This is a genomic window from Bradyrhizobium sp. Rc2d (assembly GCF_900099855.1).
Lineage (GTDB): Bacteria > Pseudomonadota > Alphaproteobacteria > Rhizobiales > Xanthobacteraceae > Bradyrhizobium.
This window is the reverse complement of record NZ_FNCU01000043.1, coordinates 46093-66748: the sequence shown is the minus strand read 5'-3', so window position 1 is coordinate 66748 and position 20656 is coordinate 46093. Positions and strand designations below refer to the sequence as shown.

Here is a 20656-nt window from a genome sequence, read left to right as displayed (position 1 = left end):
AACTCCCTCAACCCTGCTTCGCGGCGGCCAAGGCATCCTTGGCGGCGGCAATATCGTTGGGACCGCCGACAGCAACGCCGACGGCACCGTCCGCAATGCGCTTGACGAGACCGGTCAGTACCTTGCCGGCGCCGATCTCGAAAAAGCGGGTGACGCCCTGCCCTGCCATATAGGCAACCGACTCGCGCCAGCGCACCGTGCCGGTGACCTGCTCGACCAGGCGGCGCCGGATCTCATCGGGGTCGCTAATGGCGCTCGCCAGCACGTTCGACACCAGCGGCGCGGCCGGCGCCTTGATCGTGACCTTCGAGAGCGCCTCCGCCATGGCGTCGGCGGCCGGCTGCATCAGCTTGCAATGGAACGGCGCCGATACCGGCAGCAGCATCGCGCGCTTGGCGCCCTTGGATTTGGCGATCTCGACGGCGCGATCGACCGCTGCCTTGTCGCCGGAGACCACCACCTGGCCGCCGCCATTGTCGTTGGCGGCCTGGCACACCTGCCCCTGCGCCGCCTCATGGGCAACCTCCATGGCGGCCTCGTAGTCGAGGCCCAGCAGCGCGGCCATCGCACCGGCGCCGACCGGGACGGCTTTTTGCATTGCGAGACCGCGGGTGCGAAGCAGCCGTGCGGTATCGGAGATGGTCAGGCTGCCGGCTGCAGCCAGCGCCGAATATTCACCAAGCGAGTGGCCGGCAACGAAGGCCGCGTCCCGCCCGACGGAAAAACCGGCTTCGCTCTCCAGCACGCGCAAGGTGGCGACCGAGACCGCCATCAGCGCCGGCTGGGCGTTTTCGGTGAGCTGGAGGGTCTCGGCCGGACCATCCCATATGGTCGCCGTCAATTTCTCCCCGAGCGCGGCATCGACCTCGTCGAACACGGCGCGCGCCACCGGAAAGGCGTCGGCCAGGGCCTTGCCCATGCCAACCGCTTGGGACCCCTGCCCCGGAAATGTGAATGCTGCCGTCATCGGCGCTCCCTGCTTGTCGGGCTTGATCCTCACGAGAACCGGCAGCCGATTACGCGCGGCCTTAGGCCAAGGTTCCGGATCATGCTCCAAAGGGGGCCGTAGACACTGTCCGGGGTCGGACTGTCAAGCCAAGATGGGAACCCCGGCCGGCATTCAACCGGGGATGTGGCTTCCTAGAATCCGCCGGCCGTCTGGTTGGCGTCGACCTCTGCCCCCGCCCGCGCGCGGCGCGCGCTATTGACCAATTGCCCCGGCCGATCGTCCCGGTTCGGCTTCGCGGTGGCGAGCCGCAGCACCGCGGCGTAGCCCGGCTGCACCTCCATGCGGCCGGCATGCCGGCTGGCGCTCAGCAGGCGATGCACCTTCGGCAAATTGTAGCAGGGCACGTAGAACAACAGGTGATGCTCGAGGTGATAGTTCACGTAGTACGGCGCGACGAACAGGCGCTCGAGAAAATTGGCATGCGTGGTGCGGGTGTTGCGCAAGGGGTCATTGCTGTCAGGGACGACCGCGTGCTCTGCGATGTTGCGGATGCGGGTGATGACCATCATCCAGGTCAGGAGCGGCACCAGCCATAGCAACGGATAGGCCCACCACACGCCGGCCGCCGCGAGCGCAACGAACATTGCGGCATTGACCGCGCATTGCGGGCCGAGCTTGTCCCAGAAATGCGCCGCACGCTGCCGCCACGGCCAGTCCGTCGGCCCGAGCGCGTTGAGCAATTGTGCCTTGCGTTGCTGATAACCGGTCTGTCCGGTGATGTCGCGAATGAACTTGCGGCGATAGCTCAGCTTGGTGATCGGAAACGGCGCCGACAGCACCAGATCGGGATCGTCTTCCTGTTGGGTGCGCGCGTGATGCTGCAAGTGATAGCGCCGGTAGCTCCGCGTCTCCGCAAACAGCGGATAGGCACAGAACCATTGGCTCAGCGCCAGATTGGTTTTCTCGTCGGCGGACAAGCAGCCATGCGCGCCGTCATGCATGAGAATGGCGAGCCCAAGCTGGCGTGAGCCGATGATGGCGACGGCGAGAATGTATGTCAGCGGATTGGGCCACCACGCGGCCAGAGCGATCGCGCCTACGATCAGCGCCCAGGCATGCGCGATCAGTGCGACGCCTTTCCACGTCACGCGCTGGCGCACGTCGGCCAATTGTTCGTCGGTCAGGAAATCGCGGGCACGCATGCGAAGCGCGGTCATGGCCTAACTCTCCCCATCCGAAGTGTTCGATGCGTCGTGCTGCTCGACGAGGCGCAGGCGCGCTGCCTCGCCCGTGGATTTCGCCTGCTCACCGAGCACGCGCAGCATCTCGGCGCAGAGCTGCTCGGGCGAACGGCCCATGGCGTAGCCTTCGAGGATGACGCCGATGGCGACGGCCCAGAACCGCCGCGAGCTTTCGTCGGGCGCACGCAGGGAGCGCCAGCCATGCCGATCGACCTGGCTCGCATAGGCCCGCGCGCCTTCGCTGTGCAGGCGCTCGATGGTGCGCTCGACCAGTGGCGCGAGATCTTGGCGCCGCCGCGTCAATGTCAGGGCTTCGGCGAAGAAGGCGACCGAATCGCTCGCCGTGACCGTCTCGGCCAGCGCGTGCGTGTATTCCTGCGGCGTGCGCGTCTTCAGCGCCGCCTGCTCCGTCGCGCGCGCCAGATACAGCAGCTCGCGGCAGGCGCATTCGACGAACAGCGCCTCCTTGGTGCGGAAGTAATAGGTGATCTGGCTCGGGAACGCGTCCGCCGCGGCTGCGATGTCGGTGATCGCCGTGCCTGAAAGTCCCCGCTCCCGGAACAGCGGGCTCGCGGCATCCAGCAGCAGCGACCGCATCTTGCGGCCGGCCGAGCGCGTGGCGCGCGCGGCATGCTTTGGGTCGCCGGCGCCCGGTTCGAACGGAGCATGGGCAGAATTGTCTGCCATTGGATCCTCCCGCTGCTTTCTTTGTATGCTATACAAACAAATAAATCAAGCCGGTAAGATTTAAGGGTGGTAACCACCGCCGCCGGGCGGGCGAGGCCGAGATTTGGCCCCCAACCTTGCAAAGCCGGCCAAAATCCGTATAAGGCGCGCATCCGCAGACCCTGGCCGGGAGCTGAACGGACGGTCTCAGCAAATCATTCGTGATTTTGGTGTGGCAGGGCCAGTCGGCCCGTCGTCCCGTGTTTCCGCCTTCTGAGCTTAATCCCAGAGTCCTTTCCGAAGGTCTCTTAAGGGCTTGACGCCGGGCGATGCGCCAACATGAGGAAAGGACTTCCATGCCTCTTTACGAGCATGTTTTTCTCGCGCGTCAGGACGCGAGCCCGCAGCAGGTCGAAGAGCTGACTGCGCAGATGACCGGTATCGTCGAAGGTCTCGGCGGCAAGGTCACCAAGACCGAGAATTGGGGCGTTCGCTCCCTCACCTACCGCATGAACAAGAACCGCAAGGCGCACTTCGTGCTGCTCAACATCGACGCGCCGTCCGCGGCGATCGCCGAGATCGAGCGCCAGGAGCGCATCAGCGAAGACGTCATCCGCTATCTCAGCGTCCGCGTCGAAGAACTCGAGGAAGGCCCGTCCGCGATGATGCGCAAGGCTGATCGTGATCGCGAGCGTGACGACCGCGGCGGTGGCTTCCGCGGCGAGCGTGAAGGCGGCTTCCGTGGCGAGCGCGAGGGCGGCTTCCGCGGTGACCGCGGCCCGCGCCGCCCGCGCGAAGAAGCTGAAACCACGACGGATGGGGAGTAAGATCAATGGCTGAAGCTGGTGCACGCCGTCCGTTTTTCCGTCGTCGCAAGAGCTGCCCGTTCACGGGCGCCAATGCTCCCAAGATCGACTACAAGGACTCCAAGCTCCTGATGCGTTACGTCTCCGAGCGCGGCAAGATCGTGCCGAGCCGCATCACCGCGGTGTCCGCGAAGAAGCAGCGTGAGCTCGCCCGCGCCATCAAGCGCGCGCGCTTCCTGGGCCTGTTGCCCTACGTCATTCGCTGATACGACCAACTCGACTGGCGGCCGTTGAGCCGCCGGTCGTAAACTGATCTGAACGCATAAGGCTTCCGGGTCGTCCGGTCGCCGATGGTTGGGGCAAACGATGCCTCTAACCGCTCGAAGGGAGCGGGACAGCTGATGATGGCCTTTGGACTGATAGCCCTGATCGCCGGCGCCGCGTCGGCCCTGATGTTCGCCTCGATCATTTCGGGCGCGCTGATCTCGCTCGTCCTGTTCTATCTCGCACCGCTGCCGCTGATGGTCGCCGCGATCGGCTGGGGGCCGCTGTGCGCGAGCCTCGGCGGCATTGCCGCCGCAATCGGCCTCGGCGCCCTGTTCGGCCTGCCCTATTGCATCGCCTTCGCCGTCACCGTCGCATTGCCGGCCTGGTGGCTCGGCCACCTCGTCCTGCTCGGTCGGCAGGTCGGAAGCGTCGGGCCAGACGCCTCCGCCGCCGAGCCGCCGGCCGAGCCCGAGATCGAGTGGTATCCGGTCGGCCGCATCCTGCTCTGGATCGCAGGTTTTGCCGCGCTGACCACGATCGCCGCCCTGCTCACGCTCGGCACCGACGCCGAGACCATCACCGGCACGCTGCGGCGCGGCCTGATGCGCCTTCTGCGCACCACCGACCCGCAAACCTCGGGCGAAGCCAGCCAGTTCGTCGATGCGCTGGTGCGCATCGCACCGGCCGCCGCCACCATCGTCGCGATGATGACGCTGACTCTCAACCTCTGGCTCAGCGCCAAGGTGACGGCGACGTCGGGCCGGCTGCGTCGTCCCTGGCCGGACATGAAGACGGCCGAGCTGCCGCCGATGACGCTCGTGGCGCTCTGCATCGCGATCGCCTTCTGCTTCACCGGCGGGCTGCTCGCGATCGTCGCGCAGATCACTACGGCCGCACTGATGATGGGCTATGCGCTGACCGGTTTCGCCGTGCTGCATACGCTGACGCTGACACTGAAGAGCCGCACCTTCTGGCTCGGCTCGACCTACGCCGTCGTCGTCGTGTTCGGATGGCCCGTAATCGCGATGGTGATCCTCGGTCTTGCGGATGCCGTGTTCGGCTTCCGCGAGCGCTTCCTGCGCAGCCGGCAGCCGCCGCCACTGCCGACCCCTTAAGTCCAACCCGAAAACTGAAACTCAGACCACTTCAAAGGAGAACGAATATGGAAGTCATTTTGCTGGAACGCGTCAACAAGCTCGGCCAGATGGGCGAAGTCGTGAAGGTTCGCGACGGCTATGCCCGCAATTTCCTGCTCAAGCGCGGCAAGGCGCTGCGCGCCACCGCCGACAACCGTGCCAAGTATGACGGCATGAAGGCCGAGCTCGAGGCTCGCAACCTCCAGGCCAAGGGCGAGGCGTCCAAGGTCGCCGAGAAGATCGAGGGCAAGAACATCATCGTGATCCGTCAGGCCTCCGAAGCCGGCCAGCTGTTCGGCTCGGTCACGGTGCGCGACCTCGTCGCCGCGTTCGAGACCGACGGCGTCCACCTCGACCGTCCGCAGGTGCAGCTCGACGCGCCGATCAAGACCATCGGCAAGCACACGGTCACCGTCGCCGTTCACCCCGAGGTCGAGGTCGAGATCACCGTGACGGTCGCGCGCAGCCAGGACGAAGCCGAGCGCATCAACCGCGGCGAGGACATCTCGACCCGCAACGAGGACCGCGACGCCGCCGCCGAGGCGATCGCCGCGGCCGGCGAGTTCTTCGATCCGGAAGCCCAGCACGAGGAGGTCGAGCCGGCGCCGGCTGCGGAAGAGAAGTAAGCAGCACGTACAGCTCGTCATGCGCGGGCTTGACCCGCGCATCCATCAAGAGAGTTTGCTCAAGAAGATGGATTGCCGGGCCAGGCCCGGCAATGACAACAGAGAATGGATCAGCCCGGTCGCTTCAGGCGGCCGGGCTTTTCGTTTTGGCGGCGACGTCCTCGCTCAACATCGCGATCGAGGCGAGCGCGGTTGCCGTATGCTTCTCGACGCCATCGCTGACGCAGAACACGTCGGCCGCGACCACGGCAACCTGACGGCCCGGCTTGATCACTCTTGCCCGGCAGATCAGCTTCTCGCCGACCGCGGGCGATAACAAATTGAGCTTGTATTCCGCCGTTAGCGCCGACTGGCCGCGCGAGGTGGCGGCAGCGATCGTCGTGGCGTTGTCGACCAGGAAGGCAGTCACGCCGCCATGGAAAAAGCCGTGCTGCTGAAGCAGTTCCGGCCGGCGCTCTACGGCGATGGTGCAGGTGCCGCGCGACAATTCGGACAGCTCGGCACCGACCAGATTCATAAAACCCTGCCGGCCGACATTGGCGTGGATGCGCTCGGCAACGACTGCGAATTCGGGATCCGCTTCGGCTCGCATGCTGTCTCTCCCTATTGTTTATCGATGCGATCGAGTGGCCGTAGCGCACGGATAGCGCAGGCGATCAGCGTGTCGGCCTCGATGCGCGGATCGGCGCGTTCGCGTCCCGACAGAAAGGCGCGGCAGAAGATCTGGGCCGGGCCGATCAGCTGGCTGACGAACATCACCGGCGTCATCGGCAGCAGCTCGCCGCGCGCGACCAGCGGCGCGCGCCAGCGCTCGATGCCTTCGACAAGGCGCGCGTTCTGCGCGCGCTGGCCGTCGCGCACGTCCTCGCCCCATTCGCTGCGCGAGATCTCGAAGAGATAGCGCGCCTCGCGCCGGCTGGTGACGACCCAGTCGAGATGCGCCCGGATCAGGCGATCGATACCCTGCTCCACATCGGGCACGGGATCGAGCGCAGCCAGCACCGCGGCGTGATAGTGCCGCAGCACCTCCAGGAACAGCGCGCCGGCGAGCTCCTTCTTCGATCCGAAGGCATGAAAGAAGCTGCCATTGGAGGCGCGCGCCCGGGTACGGATCGCGGCCACCGTCGCAGCCTCGAAGCCGACGCGGTCGAACACGATTAGTCCCGCCTCCAACAGGTCATCACGCATGCTCGCCGTCATCGAAACCTCCTAGAGTATTACTCTAGAGCCGCACTCTACCGTCGGTCAAGACGGTGCGGAGGCCGCGATGCGCGGCCTCCGCCTGTCGATCCGAAAATGTGTGGATTGGCTTAGCGCGAGATCGGCGGCGCCGGCAGGCCGGAGGACTCGGCTGGCGCTGCAGGCGGAGCAGCAGCGGTCGCAGGCGGCGCCGACTCCTGCGGTTTCACCGCGGGTGCCGGTTCGGAGCTGGCGGCAGGCGCGGCCGGCTTGGGAGCAGCCTCTTCCGCCGGCTTGGACGCGGCCGGCTCGGCCGACTTCACGACGGCTGGTGCAGACGGCGTCACCTGCGGGACCGGATCGGGGCGCAGCGCCGGAGCTTCGCTGCCGCTCGGCTCGACCTTCGCGCTATCAGGCTTCGACTCGGCGGGCTTCTCGGATGCCTTGCCGCTGTCGGGCTTGGCCTCGTCACGACCCGGCTCGACCCTGGCGCTGTCGGGCTTGGCCGTCTCAGGCTTTGACTCGACCTTCGGCTCGCTCTTCTTGTCTTCAGTGGCCGGCGCGGCGGCGTCGACCTTCGGTGCTTCCTCAGTCCCGGGCTTGCCGCGGCGCTTGGCCTTGCGTCCCTCCGGTGCTGCCTGGCCCTCGGACTTCGTGCCGTCCTCGGCCGGCCGCGCAGCACGCTTCTGGCGCGCGCCCTCGGCCGCCGGAGCGGCCCCCTCGCCCTCCGGCTTGGCGGCCTCCTGCGAGCGCTGACGGCGGCCCTGATGTTCGGACTGGCCCGGAGCCGTATTGGCTTCCTTATCCTTGGCGCCGTCCTTCTTGTCCTTGCCGTCCTTGGCCTGGTAGCGAGTGTCGGTGGCACCGTTGGAGACGAGGTAGGAGGCGAGGATGCCCGCCATGTCCGGGCTCGTGGTGTAGTGCTGGCGCAGGAAGCCCGGCAGCGACCCCGGCGCCACGGACTTCAGAAGCCCGCGGGGGCTCTTGTGGCAGGCATTGCAGGTCTGCGCGAAGAGCTGGGACGGAGACTTGCCGGCCTCGAGGTTCGTTGCCTGCGCAAGAACGGTATCGGTCGCGCCGAAGCCGATCAGAAGCAGTACCGTCGCGAGACTGAGCGCTCGGCTCGACATTTCCCATCATCTCCATTGAATTCCGAGAGGTGCAGCCGGCATCCAGCGCGGCGGCGGTCACCTTTTAGCCGATTGAGCCGCGAATGGAAGCAGGTCCGCGCGCAAGGATGTGATTAAGCGCTTTTCGAATATCGGCTTTGAACACAGCGCAATAGCGCAGCCGGACCTGCTCCCCTAGATTTAGATGCAAACGCATAGGAACCCGAGCGGGGCCCTGAGCGTCAAATGTAGAGCCGGGTTAGTCGCATCTCTTCGGGTCCGCTCGAGAGGAAGGTGTCGATGGACCGTTTGTTGCGTAGATTCCTGTCTCAATTCATCCGCCGCGGGTCGATGATGCTGACCAGCGCAAGCGGGGCGACGTTCACTGTCGGCGACGGCTCTGGCGAACCGGTCGCGGTGCGCTTCATGACCGCGGACGCGGAGCGCAAGATCCTCATCAATCCCGAGCTCGGGCTTGGCGAGGCCTATATGGACGGCGAGTTCGTGGTCGAACGCGGCACCATAGCTGATGCCCTCGCGATCCTGCTCGATCAACCCGACCTATTGCCGCAGTGGGCAAAACCGTGGTGGCACCTGCGCTATCTGACGCGCCACCTGAAGCAGTTCAATCCGCGCTCGCGCGCCCGCAGCAATGTGGCGCATCACTACGATCTCGACGCCCGGCTCTATTCGCTCTTCCTCGATGCCGACAAGCAATATAGCTGCGCCTATTTCGAGACGCCGGAGACGACGCTCGACGATGCGCAGCTCGCCAAAAAGCGGCACATCGCCGCAAAGCTGCTCGTCAGAGGCGGCCAGCGCGTGCTCGACATCGGCTCGGGCTGGGGCGGGCTCGGGCTCTATCTCGCCGAGATCGCGGGCGCCAACGTCACTGGCATCACCCTGTCGACCGAGCAATTGCAGATCGCCAATGCGCGCGCCGCCGAAAAGGGCCTGGCGGGCTCGGCCAAATTCCTGCTCCAGGACTACCGCGACATCGACGGCCCATTCGACCGCATCGTCTCGGTCGGCATGTTCGAGCATGTCGGCGCCCGCTTCTACGACACCTACTTCCAGCGCTGCGCCGAGCTCTTGAGCGAGGACGGCGTCATGCTGCTGCACTCGATCGGCCGTTCGCAGGGGCCGGACTCGACCAATCCCTGGATCGCCAAATACATCTTCCCCGGCGGCTACATCCCAGCTCTGTCCGAGGTGCTGCCGGCGATCGAGCGGGCGGGCCTGCTGGTCTGCGACATCGAGATCCTGCGCCTGCATTACGCCGAGACGCTGAAAGCCTGGCGGGAGCGCTTCATGGCGCGGCGCGAGGAGGCCGTGCAGCTCTACGACGAGCGCTTCGCCTTGATGTGGGAGTTCTACCTAGCGGCCTGCGAAATGACCTTCCGCAAGCAGGCGATGATGAACTTCCAGATCCAGCTCACCCGTCGCCAGGGCGTGGTGCCGATCACGCGCGACTACGTCACGCGCGAAGAAACCCGGCTACGGTCCCTCGAGGGCGGCGCCAAGCCCAGGCTGAAGCTGGCAGGTGAATAAGCTCTAAAGCGCGATAAGAATCGTCATCGCGCTTTAGCTTATTGTTTGAGCATGATCTTTTCGGAAAACCGCTGCACACTTTTCCGGATCATGCTCTAGTGACGCAGGGTCGAAATCTGAGATATCCGGAAAGAGGCGTTTAACGCCAGTTGCGCCCGCAATTCGACGAGAAGTTCGGGTGCGACCGGCTGACGCCGCACTTCAGGCCGCGCGGCGTGTTCCATGGCCGCGATCAGTCCCGCGAGCCAGAGCCGGCTGCCTGCTTCGCTCCGCCACATCTGCTGCTGCCGTTCTGGCCGCATTGCTTGCCTCGTCTTCCCGCTGGCGCGTCGGGGACAACCCCCTGCCCGCCGGCCTGTTCCGGCTCTACCCCGAAAGAATCCGGGAAGATGTGATCTGTTTCACATAAGTCTGGTCGGAGCTGACTTAGATCGTCGCCATGAGCAAAGAGACCCAAACCTCGTTCGACGTGCAGGACGACCTCCGCACCGATTACGCCCTGATCGTCACCGGCGTCGGGGCGGCCTTGGTTGCGCTGGTCTACCTCCTGCTGGTCTGAAGCCGAGCCGAAGGGCTCCCAGCGTGCGTCAATTCGCGCGTTCTTCGATGGGTCTATGCGCCAATCCATAAGGTTCACGACTTGAGCATTTTTCCGTGGCGCGGTTGCGGCCGCTCCCGGTTCCGCGAAAATCCGTCAAGCACGCGGCGTGCTGCGGCTGCCAATCATCCACCATTTTCACTGAGCGGTTGATAGCGGTCAGCTTTTGCTTCCGCTTTGGGCCGAGGCGGCGCTTTATCGCGCCCCGCATCCGCCCAAGAAAATTGCTAAGCACGTCCGACCATGGCCCTGACTGATTCGAACGTTCTCAAACTCGCGCCCGACGCCGGAACTCCCGCCTATCGGAGCGCGCCGCATAATATCGAGGCGGAGCAGAGCCTCCTGGGCGCGATCCTGGTCAACAACGACGCCTTTTACCGCGTCTCCGACTTTCTGGAGGCGAAGCATTTCTTCGAGCCGCTGCACCAGACCATTTTCGAGACCGCCGGCAGCCTGATCCGGATGGGCAAGATCGCGACGCCCGTCACGTTGAAGACGTTCCTCCCCGCCGATACCGACGTCGGCGGCATGACCATCGGGCAATATCTGGCGCGGCTCGCGGCCGAAGCGACTACCATCATCAATGCCCAGGATTACGGCCGCACCATCTATGACCTGTCGTTGCGGCGCGACCTGATCGGCATCGGCGAGGACATGGTGAATGTCGCCTATGACGCACCGGTCGATTTCCAGCCGCGGGCGCAGATCGAGGACGCCGAGCGCCGCCTCTACGAACTCGCCGAGTCCGGCCGTTATGACGGCGGCTTCCAGAAATTCTCGCAGGCGCTGACGGTCGCCGTCGATCTTGCGGCGAAAGCATTCCAGCGCGACGGAAAGCTGTCGGGCATCTCGACGGGCCTGCGCGACCTCGACACCAAGATGGGCGGCTTGCAGCACTCCGACCTCATCATCGTGGCGGGTCGTCCCGGCATGGGCAAGACCTCGCTTGCGACCAACATCGCCTACAACGTCGCACAAGCCTATGTTCCGGAACTCCAGGCCGACGGCACCATGAAGGCCGCCAATGGCGGCGTGATCGGCTTCTTCTCCTGCGAAATGTCGGCCGACCAGCTCGCCACTCGTATCGTGGCCGAGCGCACCGGCATCCCCTCCTCCCACATCCGCCGCGGCGGCATCTCGGAAGCCGATTTCGAAAAGATCCGCCAGGTCTCGATCGAGCTGCAATCGCTGCCGTTCTATGTCGACGCCACCGGCGGCCTGTCGATCGCGCAGCTGATGGCGCGCGCCCGGCGGCTCAAGCGCCAGAAGGGCCTCGACCTCCTGGTGATCGACTACATCCAGCTGTTGTCCGGCTCAGGCAAGCGCGCCAGCGACAGCCGCGTGCAGGAAATCACGGAGATCACGACCAGCCTGAAGGCGCTGGCGAAGGAGCTCAACGTCCCCGTGATCGCGCTGTCGCAGCTGTCGCGTCAGGTGGAATCGCGTGATGACAAACGGCCGCAGCTCTCGGATCTGCGCGAATCCGGCTCGATCGAGCAGGACGCCGACGTCGTGCTGTTCGTGTTCCGCGAGGAATATTACCTCGCCATGAAAGAGCCTCGCCCCGGCACCGAGGAGCATGCCAAATGGCAGGCCGACATGGAACGCACGGTCGGCCGGGCCGAAGTCATCATCGGCAAGCAGCGCCATGGCCCGACCGGCACGGTCGAGCTACACTTCGATGCCTCGGTCACCCGCTTCGGCGACCTCGCCCATGACGGCCAGTTGCCGGATCGCAGCGACTACTAGAGTGTTCCCCGGGTTGAACCACTCGGGCCTCTTGCGTAAAACGGCGTCATGACAATGGCGTCCGACCCGAAAATGATCCCGCAATCCGGCCTTCTCTCCGCGGAGGCCAATCAGGCTGCCGCGCTCGCAGCCTATGGCGGCGTGCTCACCGTCGATCTCGACGCCATCATCGCCAACTGGCGCAAGCTCGAGAAGACGGCGGTGCCGGCCGAATGCGCGGCGGTGATCAAGGCCGACGCCTATGGCTGCGGCGCCCCCGAAGTCGCGCGTGCGCTGAGCAGGGCCGGCTGCAAGACCTTCTTCGTTGCCACCATCGAGGAAGCGCGCAAGGTGCGCGCGGCTGTGCCGGAGCCCACGATCTACGTGCTTGGCGGCTATTTCCAGAACACCGGCGAGCACTATGCGAAGATCAACTGCCGGCCGGTGATCGGCGATCTCAACGAGCTCGCCGAATGGGACGTGTTCTGCCGCCGCAGCGGCTGGACCGGAGGCGCCGCCGTTCACATCGACACCGGCATGAACCGGCTGGGCCTGACGCTTGCTGAAGCGCAGGCCATCATCCCCCGCATCAATGCCGGCGATCACGGCATCACGCTGGTGATGAGCCATCTGGTCTCGGGCGAGCAGCTCAACAGTCCGGTCAATGCAAGACAACTCGCCGCCTTTCGCGGCATCGCCAGCGAGTTCTCAGGCGTGCCGGCCGCGCTCGCCAACTCCTCCGGCATCTTCCTCGGTGCCCCCTTCCAGTTCGACATGGTGCGGCCGGGGGCTGCGCTCTACGGTGTCAACCCGACGCCGGAGGCCGACAATCCGATGCAGCAGGTGGTCGACCTCAAGGCGCGCATCGTGCAGATCCGCACCATCGATCGCGGCGAGAGCGTCGGCTATGGCGGCACCTGGACCGCACGGCGGCCGACCAAGCTCGCGATCATCGCGGTCGGCTATGCCGACGGCTATTTCCGCGCCGCCAGCTCCAATGACGGCACCCGCGGCGCCGAAGTCATCGTGGCCGGAAAACGCTGCCCGGTCGCGGGCCGCATCTCGATGGACCTGATCGCGATCGACATCACCGACCTGCCGCCGAACGCCGCGCGGCGCGGCCACATGGTGACGCTGCTCGGAGACGGCATCACGGTCGACGAGCTCGCGCATCATTTCGGCACGATCGGCTATGAGGTGCTGACCAGCCTCGGCCACCGCTACGCTCGCATCTACAAGGGCGGCAACGTCGTGGAGCCGCTGGCAAAGCCGGTTGCCGCGGCGGCCGAGCAACCGCCGTCACCGCCACCCATCGAGCAGCCGACAGCCCCGCCGCCGCTGCCGTCCTAGCGGATACACGCGTGCCCCGGATGCAGCGCAGCGCGCCTTCAGCTGTGCGCTTGCGCGCTACGGCTTGTCCGGGACACGAGACTTATTTCTTCTTCCTGCTATCCAGCGCCGCCTTGCAGGTCGCAGTGAGCTGGTCGCGCTTGCCGTTGAGGCATGCGACGATGCCGCCGCCCGGCGCGATGCCGGCGCAGAATTTGTCATAGTCCGCCTTGCACGCGCCGCGCGGATCGGACGATTGTGCCGATACGGCTCCGGAGAACGCGATGACGAGTGCGACGGCAACAAAGCTCAACTTGGACATTGTGTCTCCGGTATCGGAAGGCAGAAGCGTTAGCCCTACATGAAGATTGCGACATTCAACATCAACAACATCAATCGCCGCCTGCCCAATCTCTTGGCATGGCTGCGCGTGGCGAAGCCCGATGTCGTCGCGCTTCAGGAGTTGAAGGCAAGTGATGGCGAATTTCCGGCAGCGGCCATCGAAAAAGCCGGCTATGGCGCAGTCTGGCGTGGACAAAAGACCTGGAGCGGCGTCGCCCTCCTCGCTCGCAACGCCGAGCCGGTGCTCACCCGCGATCGCTTGCCGGGGAAGGCCGATGATCACGAGGCGCGCTACATCGAGGCCGCCGTGCGCGGCATCATCGTCACCAGCATCTACCTGCCAAACGGCAATCCGCAGCCCGGGCCGAAATTCGACTACAAGCTCGACTGGTTCGCGCGGCTCAAGCGCCACGCCAAGAGCTTCATCAAGCAGGATTTGCCGGTGGTGCTCGCCGGCGACTACAACGTCGCGCCCACGGAGATCGACATCTATCCGACCCGGTCATGGGACAAGGATGCGCTGATCCAGCCGAAGAGCCGCGCGGCATTTGCCTCGCTGGTCGACCAAGGCTGGTGCGATGCGATCCGCGAACTGCATCCCGAACAGCGCATCTACACGTTCTGGGACTACAAGCGAAACCGCTGGCCGCGCGATGCGGGCCTGCGGCTCGATCATCTCCTGCTCAGCCCTGCCCTCGCCCCGCGGCTGGTCAAAGCTGGCGTCGACAAGACGATCCGCGGCGAGGATGGCGCCAGCGATCACGCGCCGGCGTGGGTGGAGCTGAAATAGGTCGACGATGCCGTAGCCGTAGGGTGGGCAAAGGCGCATAGCGCCGTGCCCACCATCTCTATCCTCACCGAGGTCGAAATGGTGGGCACGCTAACGCTTTGCCCACCCTACGAAACCGTGCGCTCACCACAAATTCCTGCCGTCGATCACGTTCACCGGAACGGCCTCCAGATCGAAATCGTCGAACAGGCGCGCATTCACGGCGACCTTGGGATTATCGAAATCGGGCTTGCCGGTCGACCAGTCCGGCGACTCCGAATAGGTGCCGCAACCGCAGCTCGCGCAGAAATGATGTTTGACGGTGCGGCTGCCCCAGAGATAGGTCGTGACGTTCTCCGCCGGCGACAGCAGGCGGAACTGTGCCGGCGTGTAATAGGCCCACAGCGCGCCGCGCTTGGCGCATAGCGTGCAGGTGCAGCGCGTTACGCTCGAAGGCGCCTCCGTCACCTCGAACACCGTCTCACCGCAATGACAGCTTGCCTCGACCGGCATGACCCACTCTCCGTTTTGTCAGGAGATGGTCGTAGCCGGCCGCTGCTGCCAACATACTGTCAGCAGCGGGACGCCTAAAACAAAAACCTGAAAAACAACCCCATGCACAGTAGCCGACCCCTGTGCGCTCAATGACTTACGTAAAATCCGAAATTCGATTTGACTCGTCGGGCAAAACACCGGCAGGATGTCACCATCGAAGATCTCCCGTACGGTGGCTGACATGTCCCGTCTCGAATTTGCTCGCATTAACGACGGGTTCCAAGCTTTGTCAGGGAAGATACTGGAGCGCGGCCGGCATCGCGCTCCCTGCCCGCCCCGGCTAAACTCCTGCGATTCCCGGAGCGCGCCCTTGGCCTTTCTCTTCGTCCTCAGCGTCGGCCTCATCGCCGGCACCATTTCCGGCATCGTCGGCACGGGCTCGTCGATCATGCTGATGCCGGTGCTGGTCTATGCCTATGGGCCGAAGGAAGCCGTGCCGATCATGGCGGTGGCCTCCGTGATGGCGAACTTTTCGCGCATCCTGGCGTGGTGGCGCGAGGTCGACTGGCGGGCTTGCGCAGCCTATTCGGTGACGGGCATCCCGGCCGCAGCACTTGGCGCGCGGACGCTGCTGGCGCTGCCCTCGCATGCCGTCGATCTCACCATCGGCATCTTCCTGATCGCGATGGTGCCGGTGCGGCACTGGCTGGCGCGGCACGACCTCAAGGCCAATCTCTGGCACCTCGCCATCGGCGGCGCAATCATCGGCTACCTCACCGGCATCGTGGTCTCGACCGGCCCGCTCAGCGTGCCGCTGTTCCTGTTCTATGGCCTGAGCAAGGGCGCCTTCCTCGCCACCGAGGCGGCCTCCTCGCTCGGGCTCTATTTCGCGAAATCCGTCACGTTCGAGCGCTTCGGCGCGCTAACCGGCGAGGTCTTCGTCAAGGGCCTGATCGCGGGCGGCTCGCTGATGTCGGGCGCTTTCATCGCAAAGCGCTTCGTGCTGCACCTGAAGCCGGAGATGTTTCGCCTGCTGATGGACGCGATCATGGTCGCGGCCGGGCTCTCCATGCTATGGAACGCGACGCAATCGTGAGCAGCAAATGATACACAGTGTAATGGAAAGTGTTTGACATCTCCAGGTTGCGACACGCACTTTGATCTCGGAGCAGCTATACGACCCTGGGATCCCGGGGAAGATTGAAACGATGGGCGCGCTGATATTCGACTTCGATGGTGTGATTGCCGATAGCGAGGCAATCGCGAATGCCGTTCTGGCAGAAACTGTAACCGCCCTAGGTCATTCAACCACGCTGGACCAAGCACTCGCGCGCTATTCCGGCCGACGCTGGAGCGAAGCCGTAGCCGAGATTGAAGCAGCCATTGGAAGGCCCTTGCCGTCCGACTTCTCCAAAAAATTGAAATGCACTACGCTGGAGAGATTCCGAACGGATTTGAAGGAGGTGAGAGGCGCAGCAAACTTCATTAGACGCTTCTCCCACATTCCACGCTGCATCGCCTCGTCGAGCTCCATTGATCGGCTGCAACTGTGTCTTTCCGTGTTGGCATTGGAAGCGGAATTCGTCGATCGCGTTTTTAGCGCCGACATGGTTCAGCGAGGAAAGCCTCATCCCGACATCTTTCTGCTAGCTGCCGACAGGCTGGGCGTGCCCGCAAAGGAATGTCTCGTTATCGAGGATAGCGCTGGTGGGATCGAGGCAGCCGTGGCAGCGGGGATGACCGCCGTGGGCTTGTGTGCAGCCAGCCATATTCGCGCGGGTCATCATCTCAAGCTGAAGAACGCGGGAGCCGTTCATTTGGCGGATTCTTGGTTTGATGTTGAGCGGTTCGCAGTCGAATTCTTCGGACGTTAGATCGATATTCGCATTTCACCGCGACCGCGCGATGTCTGCTCTTTTCAGCGTCATCGCCAGCTTTCCATGCTATGGACGGGCGGTGAAATCGATCTGGTAGCGACTGATTCCGAATGGCCAAATCCACCCTCTCCTTCGTCTGCCAGAACTGCGGCGCGGCCTATAACCGCTGGCAGGGCAAGTGCGAATCGTGCGGCGAGTGGAACACGCTCGCCGAGGAGGACACCAGCGGCAGCGTGCCGGTGTCGATCCGCTCCAAGCGCAAGGGACGGACCTTTGCGCTGGAGAGCCTCGCCGGGAAAAGCCCGGATGCGCCGCGCCTATCATCAGGGATGACCGAGCTCGACCGCGTCACCGGCGGCGGTTTCGTCCGCGGCTCGGTGCTCCTGGTCGGCGGCGATCCCGGCATCGGCAAATCGACGCTGCTGACGCAGGCCACCAGCCTGCTGGCGCGCGGCGGTCACCGCGTCGTCTACATCTCCGGCGAAGAGGCGGTCGCGCAGGTGCGCCTGCGCGCCGAGCGGCTCGGCCTGTCGGATGCGCCGGTACAACTCGCCGCCGAGACCTCGGTCGAGGACATCGTCTCGACGCTGTCGGAGGGCGCGGTCCCCCGGCTGATCGTGATCGACTCGATCCAGACGATGTGGACCGATACGGTGGAATCCGCGCCCGGCACCGTGACCCAGGTCCGCGCCTCGGCGCAGGCGCTGATCCGCTTTGCCAAGAAGACCGGCGCCGCCATCATCCTGGTCGGCCATGTCACCAAGGACGGCCAGATCGCCGGCCCCCGCGTAGTCGAGCACATGGTCGATGCCGTGATGTCGTTCGAGGGCGAAGGCTCGCAGCAATTCCGCATCCTGCGCGCCGTGAAGAACCGGTTCGGGCCGACCGACGAGATCGGCGTGTTCGAGATGACGGGCCTCGGCCTGCGCGAGGTCACCAACCCGTCCGAGCTGTTCCTGTCCGAGCGCGATCTCGGCACGCCCGGCACCGCCGTCTTCGCAGGGATCGAGGGCACAAGGCCCGTCCTGGTCGAATTGCAGGCGCTGGTGGCGCCGACCTCGCTCGGCACCCCGCGCCGGGCCGTGGTCGGCTGGGACCCGAGCCGGCTCTCGATGGTGCTGGCGGTGCTGGAAGCCCATTGCGGGGTCAAGCTGTCCGGGCACGACGTCTATCTCAACGTCGCGGGCGGCCTGCGCATCAACGAGCCGGCGGCGGATCTCGCCGCTGCGGCGGCGCTGGTATCATCCCTGGTTAATGCGCAGTTACCGACCGATGCCGTCTATTTCGGCGAGATCTCGCTGTCCGGCGTGGTCCGCCCGGTGGCGCAGACCCCGGCCCGGCTGAAGGAAGCGGCAAAACTCGGTTTCCAGCGCGCCGTGCTGCCCGAATCGACCCGCGGCGAGACCGGCGGAGACGCCGGACTGTCGCTGAACGCGGTCAACAGCCTGACAACACTGGTCGCCGAAATCGCCGCCCGCGGCTCGCGCCGGGGCGAATCGAACGGGCCGGCAGAGAAAAATGCCACACCAGCAAGATTCCGCCGCGGAGATGGTTAGCCGGAGGTGACGTCGGAGGCCCCCGCCGCTATACAGCCGTCACAAAAGCAGCACGGGATTGCGTGGTTGCGGCCTTGCCGGGAACGCCGTCTGCCCCTCTTTTAGGGCAGCGGCCAAACACCGATTCGCTGAGCACCTTTGAGAGTACGAGCGGACCAGACCAGCCGATGCCAGTTACACTCCTCGACCTGATCCTGCTCGGTGTGATGCTGATCTCGGGCTTGCTCGCGATGGTCCGCGGCTTCATGCGCGAAATCCTGTCGATCGCAGCCTGGGGCGCGGCCGCGATCGTGACGCTGTATTCCTTCTCGAAGCTGCTGCCGACCGCCAAGGCCTATTTCAACAACGACACGGTCGCGAGCGTGGTCGTGGTCGCCGGCGTGTTCGTGGGCACCCTGATCGTGGTCTCCGTGATCACGGTGCGGATCTCCGACATGATCCTGGATTCGCGCATCGGCGCGCTGGACCGCACCCTCGGCTTCCTGTTTGGCCTTGCTCGCGGGCTTTTGATCGTCGTGGTCGCCTTCCTGTTCTTCACCTGGCTGGTTCCGGACAAGCAGCGTCCGGACTGGGTCACCGGGGCCAAGTCCCGCGTGGTGCTCCAGGGAACCGGCGATTGGCTGATGGCCCTCTTGCCCGACGACCCCGAGAACACCATCTTGAAGAGATTCAAGAAAAACAAACCAGATGATGATCAAGCTGAATCCGAGCAGCAGCCTTCGGGCAGTGGCGACGGATACAGTAAACCCGCTCGTGACAGCCTGAAAAAGCTGATCGAGAAACCTGCAGCGCGTTGATTGGCCCTAGAGAAAGGCGCGGACGAGATGCGACACCCTGACCAGGACGCCCAGCTTGATCTCGATCCAACGGCCGGTTTGGGCCCGGCCGCTCTGGAGGTCCAGGACGACCTGGAGGGAGATACGCTCCGCGAGGAATGCGGCGTCTTCGGCATCTACGGCCACCCAGATGCCGCCGCCATCACCGCGCTCGGTCTCCACGCCCTTCAGCACCGCGGCCAGGAAGCCGCCGGCATCGTCTCCTACGACGGCAACCGCTTTCACTCAGAACGCCGCCTCGGCCTCGTCGGCGACACCTTCTCCCGCCACGAGGTCATCGACCGCCTGCCCGGCAACATGGCGGTCGGCCATGTCCGCTACTCCACCACCGGCGCCACCATCCTGCGCAACGTACAGCCACTGTTCGCCGAGCTGAATGCCGGTGGCCTCGCGGTCGCGCATAACGGCAACCTCACCAACGGCCTGACGCTGCGCCGCGAGTTGGTGAAGAGCGGTGCGATGATGCAGTCGACCACCGACACCGAGGTGATCCTGCATCTGGTCGCGCGCTCCAAGCGCAGCCGCTTCATCGAGCGCTATGTCGACGCGCTGCGCGAGATCGAAGGCGCCTATGCGCTGGTCTCGCTGACCAACAAGAAGCTGGTCGGCGCGCGCGATCCGCGCGGCATCCGTCCGCTCGTGCTCGGCGAGCTCGACGGCTGCCCGATCCTGACCTCGGAGACCTGCGCGCTCGACATCATCGGCGCGCGCTTCGTGCGCGACATCGAGCCGGGCGAAGTCATCGTGTTCGACGAGAACGGCCAGGACATCCACAAGCCGTTCCCGCCGATGGCGCCCCGCCCCTGCATCTTCGAATACATCTACTTCTCCCGTCCGGATTCCATCGTCCACGGCCGCTCGGTCTACGAGGTGCGCAAGAATTTCGGCGCACAGCTCGCGCGAGAGAGTCACGTGCCGGTCGACGTCGTGGTGCCGGTGCCGGACTCCGGCGTGCCCGCCGCGGTCGGCTACAGCCAGTTCTCCGGCGTGCCGTTCGAACTCGGCATCATCCGCAACCACTATGTCGGCCGCACCTTCATCCAGCCGACGCAGGCGATCCGCGAATCCGGCGTGCGTATGAAGCACTCGGCCAACCGCGCCGCGATCGAAGGCAAGCGCATCATACTGATCGACGACTCCCTCGTGCGCGGCACCACCTCGAAGAAGATCGTGCGCATGATGCGCGATGCCGGCGCAACCGAAGTGCACTTCCGTCTCGCCTCGCCCCCGATCCTCTATCCCGATTATTACGGCATCGACCTGCCCGACCGCGGCGGCCTGCTCGCCGCGACGCATTCGCTGGAGGAGATGCGCGAGATCATCGGCGCCGACTCGCTCGCCTTCCTGTCGATCGACGGCATGTACCGCGCTATGGGCGAGCCCGGCCGCGACCCCGCCAATCCGAAATTCTCGGACCACTGCTTCACCGGGGCCTATCCGACCCACCTCACCGACCAGACCCAGACCGAGCCGCAGCCGCGGCAATTGTCGCTGCTGGCCGAGGCGAGTTGATCCTGTCGTCCTGGCCTGGTGCGCAGTTGCGCATGGGAGCCAGGACCCATAACCACCGATCTGCGTTGTTCGAAGAGGATGGCC

Annotated in this window: 22 protein-coding genes; 13 read left to right on the top strand and 9 right to left on the bottom strand. The window is 64.9% G+C overall.

The genetic code is table 11. The features are described from left to right. Positions 1-7: 7 nt before the first annotated feature. From fabD to BLV07_RS35220, 3 genes are all read right to left on the bottom strand, one after another. Positions 8-967 carry an ACP S-malonyltransferase gene (gene fabD, locus BLV07_RS35230; RefSeq protein ID WP_091895063.1) on the bottom strand — a complete coding sequence of 320 codons (960 nt, stop codon included), beginning with the start codon at positions 965-967 and terminating at the stop codon, positions 8-10. Between the two features lie 173 nt (positions 968-1140). After that, positions 1141-2166, bottom strand: a complete 1026-nt coding sequence (locus tag BLV07_RS35225) for a fatty acid desaturase family protein (RefSeq protein ID WP_091895049.1) — start codon at positions 2164-2166, stop codon at positions 1141-1143. A gap of 3 nt (positions 2167-2169) precedes the next feature. After that, positions 2170-2877 carry a TetR/AcrR family transcriptional regulator C-terminal domain-containing protein gene (locus tag BLV07_RS35220; RefSeq protein WP_091895047.1) on the bottom strand — a complete coding sequence of 236 codons (708 nt, stop codon included), beginning with the start codon at positions 2875-2877 and terminating at the stop codon, positions 2170-2172. Positions 2878-3212: 335 nt separating this feature from the next. On the opposite strand from BLV07_RS35220, the gene rpsF reads away from it, so the two are divergent. The 4 genes from rpsF (at position 3213) to rplI (ending at position 5691) form a co-directional block, all read left to right on the top strand. Beyond that, positions 3213-3683, top strand: coding sequence for a 30S ribosomal protein S6 (gene rpsF, locus BLV07_RS35215; protein WP_091895044.1), 471 nt, complete (start codon positions 3213-3215; stop codon positions 3681-3683). Positions 3684-3688: 5 nt separating this feature from the next. Next, positions 3689-3928, top strand: a complete 240-nt coding sequence (gene rpsR / locus BLV07_RS35210; protein ID WP_007592020.1) for a 30S ribosomal protein S18 — start codon at positions 3689-3691, stop codon at positions 3926-3928. Positions 3929-4063: 135 nt separating this feature from the next. Beyond that, positions 4064-5044 (top strand): YybS family protein, encoded by a 981-nt coding sequence (locus BLV07_RS35205; RefSeq protein WP_091895042.1) that lies wholly within the window; start codon positions 4064-4066, stop codon positions 5042-5044. Between the two features lie 47 nt (positions 5045-5091). Beyond that, entirely contained in the window at positions 5092-5691 is a 600-nt protein-coding gene (gene rplI, locus BLV07_RS35200; RefSeq protein WP_091895040.1) for a 50S ribosomal protein L9, read from the top strand. Between the two features lie 124 nt (positions 5692-5815). Here rplI and BLV07_RS35195 read toward each other — a convergent pair whose 3' ends face one another. The 3 genes from BLV07_RS35195 to BLV07_RS35185 form a co-directional block, all read right to left on the bottom strand. Further along, on the bottom strand, positions 5816-6283 hold the full coding sequence (locus BLV07_RS35195) for a PaaI family thioesterase (protein ID WP_091895038.1): 468 nt from the start codon (positions 6281-6283) through the stop codon (positions 5816-5818). A gap of 11 nt (positions 6284-6294) precedes the next feature. Beyond that, the gene (locus BLV07_RS35190) at positions 6295-6891 is read right to left on the bottom strand and encodes a TetR/AcrR family transcriptional regulator (RefSeq protein ID WP_091895036.1); all 597 of its coding nucleotides are present in this window, start codon (positions 6889-6891) and stop codon (positions 6295-6297) included. Between the two features lie 110 nt (positions 6892-7001). After that, the gene (locus tag BLV07_RS35185) at positions 7002-8000 is read right to left on the bottom strand and encodes a hypothetical protein (RefSeq protein ID WP_091895034.1); all 999 of its coding nucleotides are present in this window, start codon (positions 7998-8000) and stop codon (positions 7002-7004) included. Positions 8001-8279: 279 nt separating this feature from the next. Between BLV07_RS35185 and BLV07_RS35180 the strand changes: the two genes are divergently transcribed. After that, a complete protein-coding gene (locus tag BLV07_RS35180; protein WP_176945959.1) occupies positions 8280-9530 on the top strand; it encodes a cyclopropane fatty acid synthase in 1251 nt (416 codons plus the stop codon). A gap of 95 nt (positions 9531-9625) precedes the next feature. Here the strand turns inward: BLV07_RS35180 and BLV07_RS35175 are convergent, their stop codons facing one another. Then, positions 9626-9832 carry a transcriptional regulator gene (locus BLV07_RS35175; RefSeq protein ID WP_091895030.1) on the bottom strand — a complete coding sequence of 69 codons (207 nt, stop codon included), beginning with the start codon at positions 9830-9832 and terminating at the stop codon, positions 9626-9628. 539 nt (positions 9833-10371) lie between these two features. Between BLV07_RS35175 and BLV07_RS35170 the strand changes: the two genes are divergently transcribed. Together BLV07_RS35170 and alr are read left to right on the top strand one after the other, a co-directional pair. Next, positions 10372-11877, top strand: a complete 1506-nt coding sequence (locus tag BLV07_RS35170) for a replicative DNA helicase (RefSeq protein WP_091895028.1) — start codon at positions 10372-10374, stop codon at positions 11875-11877. Between the two features lie 48 nt (positions 11878-11925). Then, a complete protein-coding gene (alr, locus tag BLV07_RS35165) occupies positions 11926-13206 on the top strand; it encodes an alanine racemase (RefSeq protein ID WP_091895026.1) in 1281 nt (426 codons plus the stop codon). An 82-nt stretch (positions 13207-13288) separates the two neighbouring features. Here alr and BLV07_RS35160 read toward each other — a convergent pair whose 3' ends face one another. After that, the gene (locus tag BLV07_RS35160) at positions 13289-13507 is read right to left on the bottom strand and encodes a cysteine rich repeat-containing protein (protein ID WP_091895024.1); all 219 of its coding nucleotides are present in this window, start codon (positions 13505-13507) and stop codon (positions 13289-13291) included. A 39-nt stretch (positions 13508-13546) separates the two neighbouring features. Between BLV07_RS35160 and BLV07_RS35155 the strand changes: the two genes are divergently transcribed. Beyond that, complete coding sequence (locus BLV07_RS35155) at positions 13547-14317, top strand: exodeoxyribonuclease III (protein WP_091895022.1); 771 nt, start codon at positions 13547-13549, stop codon at positions 14315-14317. Between the two features lie 123 nt (positions 14318-14440). Here the strand turns inward: BLV07_RS35155 and BLV07_RS35150 are convergent, their stop codons facing one another. Next, positions 14441-14809: a GFA family protein gene (locus tag BLV07_RS35150; RefSeq protein ID WP_091895020.1), complete on the bottom strand. Its 369-nt coding sequence runs from the start codon at positions 14807-14809 to the stop codon at positions 14441-14443. A gap of 352 nt (positions 14810-15161) precedes the next feature. Here BLV07_RS35150 and BLV07_RS35145 point away from each other — a divergent pair, with 352 nt between their 5' ends. The 5 genes from BLV07_RS35145 to purF all read left to right on the top strand — a co-directional run bounded on the left by BLV07_RS35145 (position 15162) and on the right by purF (position 20572). Further along, positions 15162-15887 carry a sulfite exporter TauE/SafE family protein gene (locus tag BLV07_RS35145; RefSeq protein WP_091895018.1) on the top strand — a complete coding sequence of 242 codons (726 nt, stop codon included), beginning with the start codon at positions 15162-15164 and terminating at the stop codon, positions 15885-15887. Positions 15888-15999: 112 nt separating this feature from the next. Further along, positions 16000-16665 (top strand): HAD family hydrolase, encoded by a 666-nt coding sequence (locus tag BLV07_RS35140; RefSeq protein ID WP_143035581.1) that lies wholly within the window; start codon positions 16000-16002, stop codon positions 16663-16665. Positions 16666-16778: 113 nt separating this feature from the next. Beyond that, a complete protein-coding gene (radA, locus tag BLV07_RS35135) occupies positions 16779-18224 on the top strand; it encodes a DNA repair protein RadA (RefSeq protein ID WP_091895014.1) in 1446 nt (481 codons plus the stop codon). Positions 18225-18391: 167 nt separating this feature from the next. After that, positions 18392-19021, top strand: coding sequence for a CvpA family protein (locus BLV07_RS35130; RefSeq protein ID WP_091895012.1), 630 nt, complete (start codon positions 18392-18394; stop codon positions 19019-19021). Between the two features lie 27 nt (positions 19022-19048). Then, a complete protein-coding gene (gene purF, locus BLV07_RS35125; protein WP_091895062.1) occupies positions 19049-20572 on the top strand; it encodes an amidophosphoribosyltransferase in 1524 nt (507 codons plus the stop codon). The last annotated feature ends 84 nt before the right edge of the window (positions 20573-20656 follow it).

Coding starts and splice junctions, on each gene's coding strand:
- BLV07_RS35190 (WP_091895036.1), bottom strand. CDS start 6,891: ATGACGGCGAGCATGCGTGATGACCTGTTGGAGGCGGGACTAATCGTG.
- BLV07_RS35160 (WP_091895024.1), bottom strand. CDS start 13,507: ATGTCCAAGTTGAGCTTTGTTGCCGTCGCACTCGTCATCGCGTTCTCC.
- alr (WP_091895026.1), top strand. CDS start 11,926: ATGACAATGGCGTCCGACCCGAAAATGATCCCGCAATCCGGCCTTCTC.
- rpsR (WP_007592020.1), top strand. CDS start 3,689: ATGGCTGAAGCTGGTGCACGCCGTCCGTTTTTCCGTCGTCGCAAGAGC.
- BLV07_RS35140 (WP_143035581.1), top strand. CDS start 16,000: ATGGGCGCGCTGATATTCGACTTCGATGGTGTGATTGCCGATAGCGAG.
- fabD (WP_091895063.1), bottom strand. CDS start 967: ATGACGGCAGCATTCACATTTCCGGGGCAGGGGTCCCAAGCGGTTGGC.
- BLV07_RS35220 (WP_091895047.1), bottom strand. CDS start 2,877: ATGGCAGACAATTCTGCCCATGCTCCGTTCGAACCGGGCGCCGGCGAC.
- BLV07_RS35205 (WP_091895042.1), top strand. CDS start 4,064: ATGATGGCCTTTGGACTGATAGCCCTGATCGCCGGCGCCGCGTCGGCC.
- BLV07_RS35225 (WP_091895049.1), bottom strand. CDS start 2,166: ATGACCGCGCTTCGCATGCGTGCCCGCGATTTCCTGACCGACGAACAA.
- BLV07_RS35130 (WP_091895012.1), top strand. CDS start 18,392: ATGCCAGTTACACTCCTCGACCTGATCCTGCTCGGTGTGATGCTGATC.
- BLV07_RS35185 (WP_091895034.1), bottom strand. CDS start 8,000: ATGTCGAGCCGAGCGCTCAGTCTCGCGACGGTACTGCTTCTGATCGGC.
- BLV07_RS35150 (WP_091895020.1), bottom strand. CDS start 14,809: ATGCCGGTCGAGGCAAGCTGTCATTGCGGTGAGACGGTGTTCGAGGTG.
- BLV07_RS35170 (WP_091895028.1), top strand. CDS start 10,372: ATGGCCCTGACTGATTCGAACGTTCTCAAACTCGCGCCCGACGCCGGA.
- rplI (WP_091895040.1), top strand. CDS start 5,092: ATGGAAGTCATTTTGCTGGAACGCGTCAACAAGCTCGGCCAGATGGGC.
- BLV07_RS35195 (WP_091895038.1), bottom strand. CDS start 6,283: ATGCGAGCCGAAGCGGATCCCGAATTCGCAGTCGTTGCCGAGCGCATC.
- BLV07_RS35175 (WP_091895030.1), bottom strand. CDS start 9,832: ATGCGGCCAGAACGGCAGCAGCAGATGTGGCGGAGCGAAGCAGGCAGC.
- BLV07_RS35155 (WP_091895022.1), top strand. CDS start 13,547: ATGAAGATTGCGACATTCAACATCAACAACATCAATCGCCGCCTGCCC.
- BLV07_RS35180 (WP_176945959.1), top strand. CDS start 8,280: ATGGACCGTTTGTTGCGTAGATTCCTGTCTCAATTCATCCGCCGCGGG.
- purF (WP_091895062.1), top strand. CDS start 19,049: ATGCGACACCCTGACCAGGACGCCCAGCTTGATCTCGATCCAACGGCC.
- radA (WP_091895014.1), top strand. CDS start 16,779: ATGGCCAAATCCACCCTCTCCTTCGTCTGCCAGAACTGCGGCGCGGCC.
- rpsF (WP_091895044.1), top strand. CDS start 3,213: ATGCCTCTTTACGAGCATGTTTTTCTCGCGCGTCAGGACGCGAGCCCG.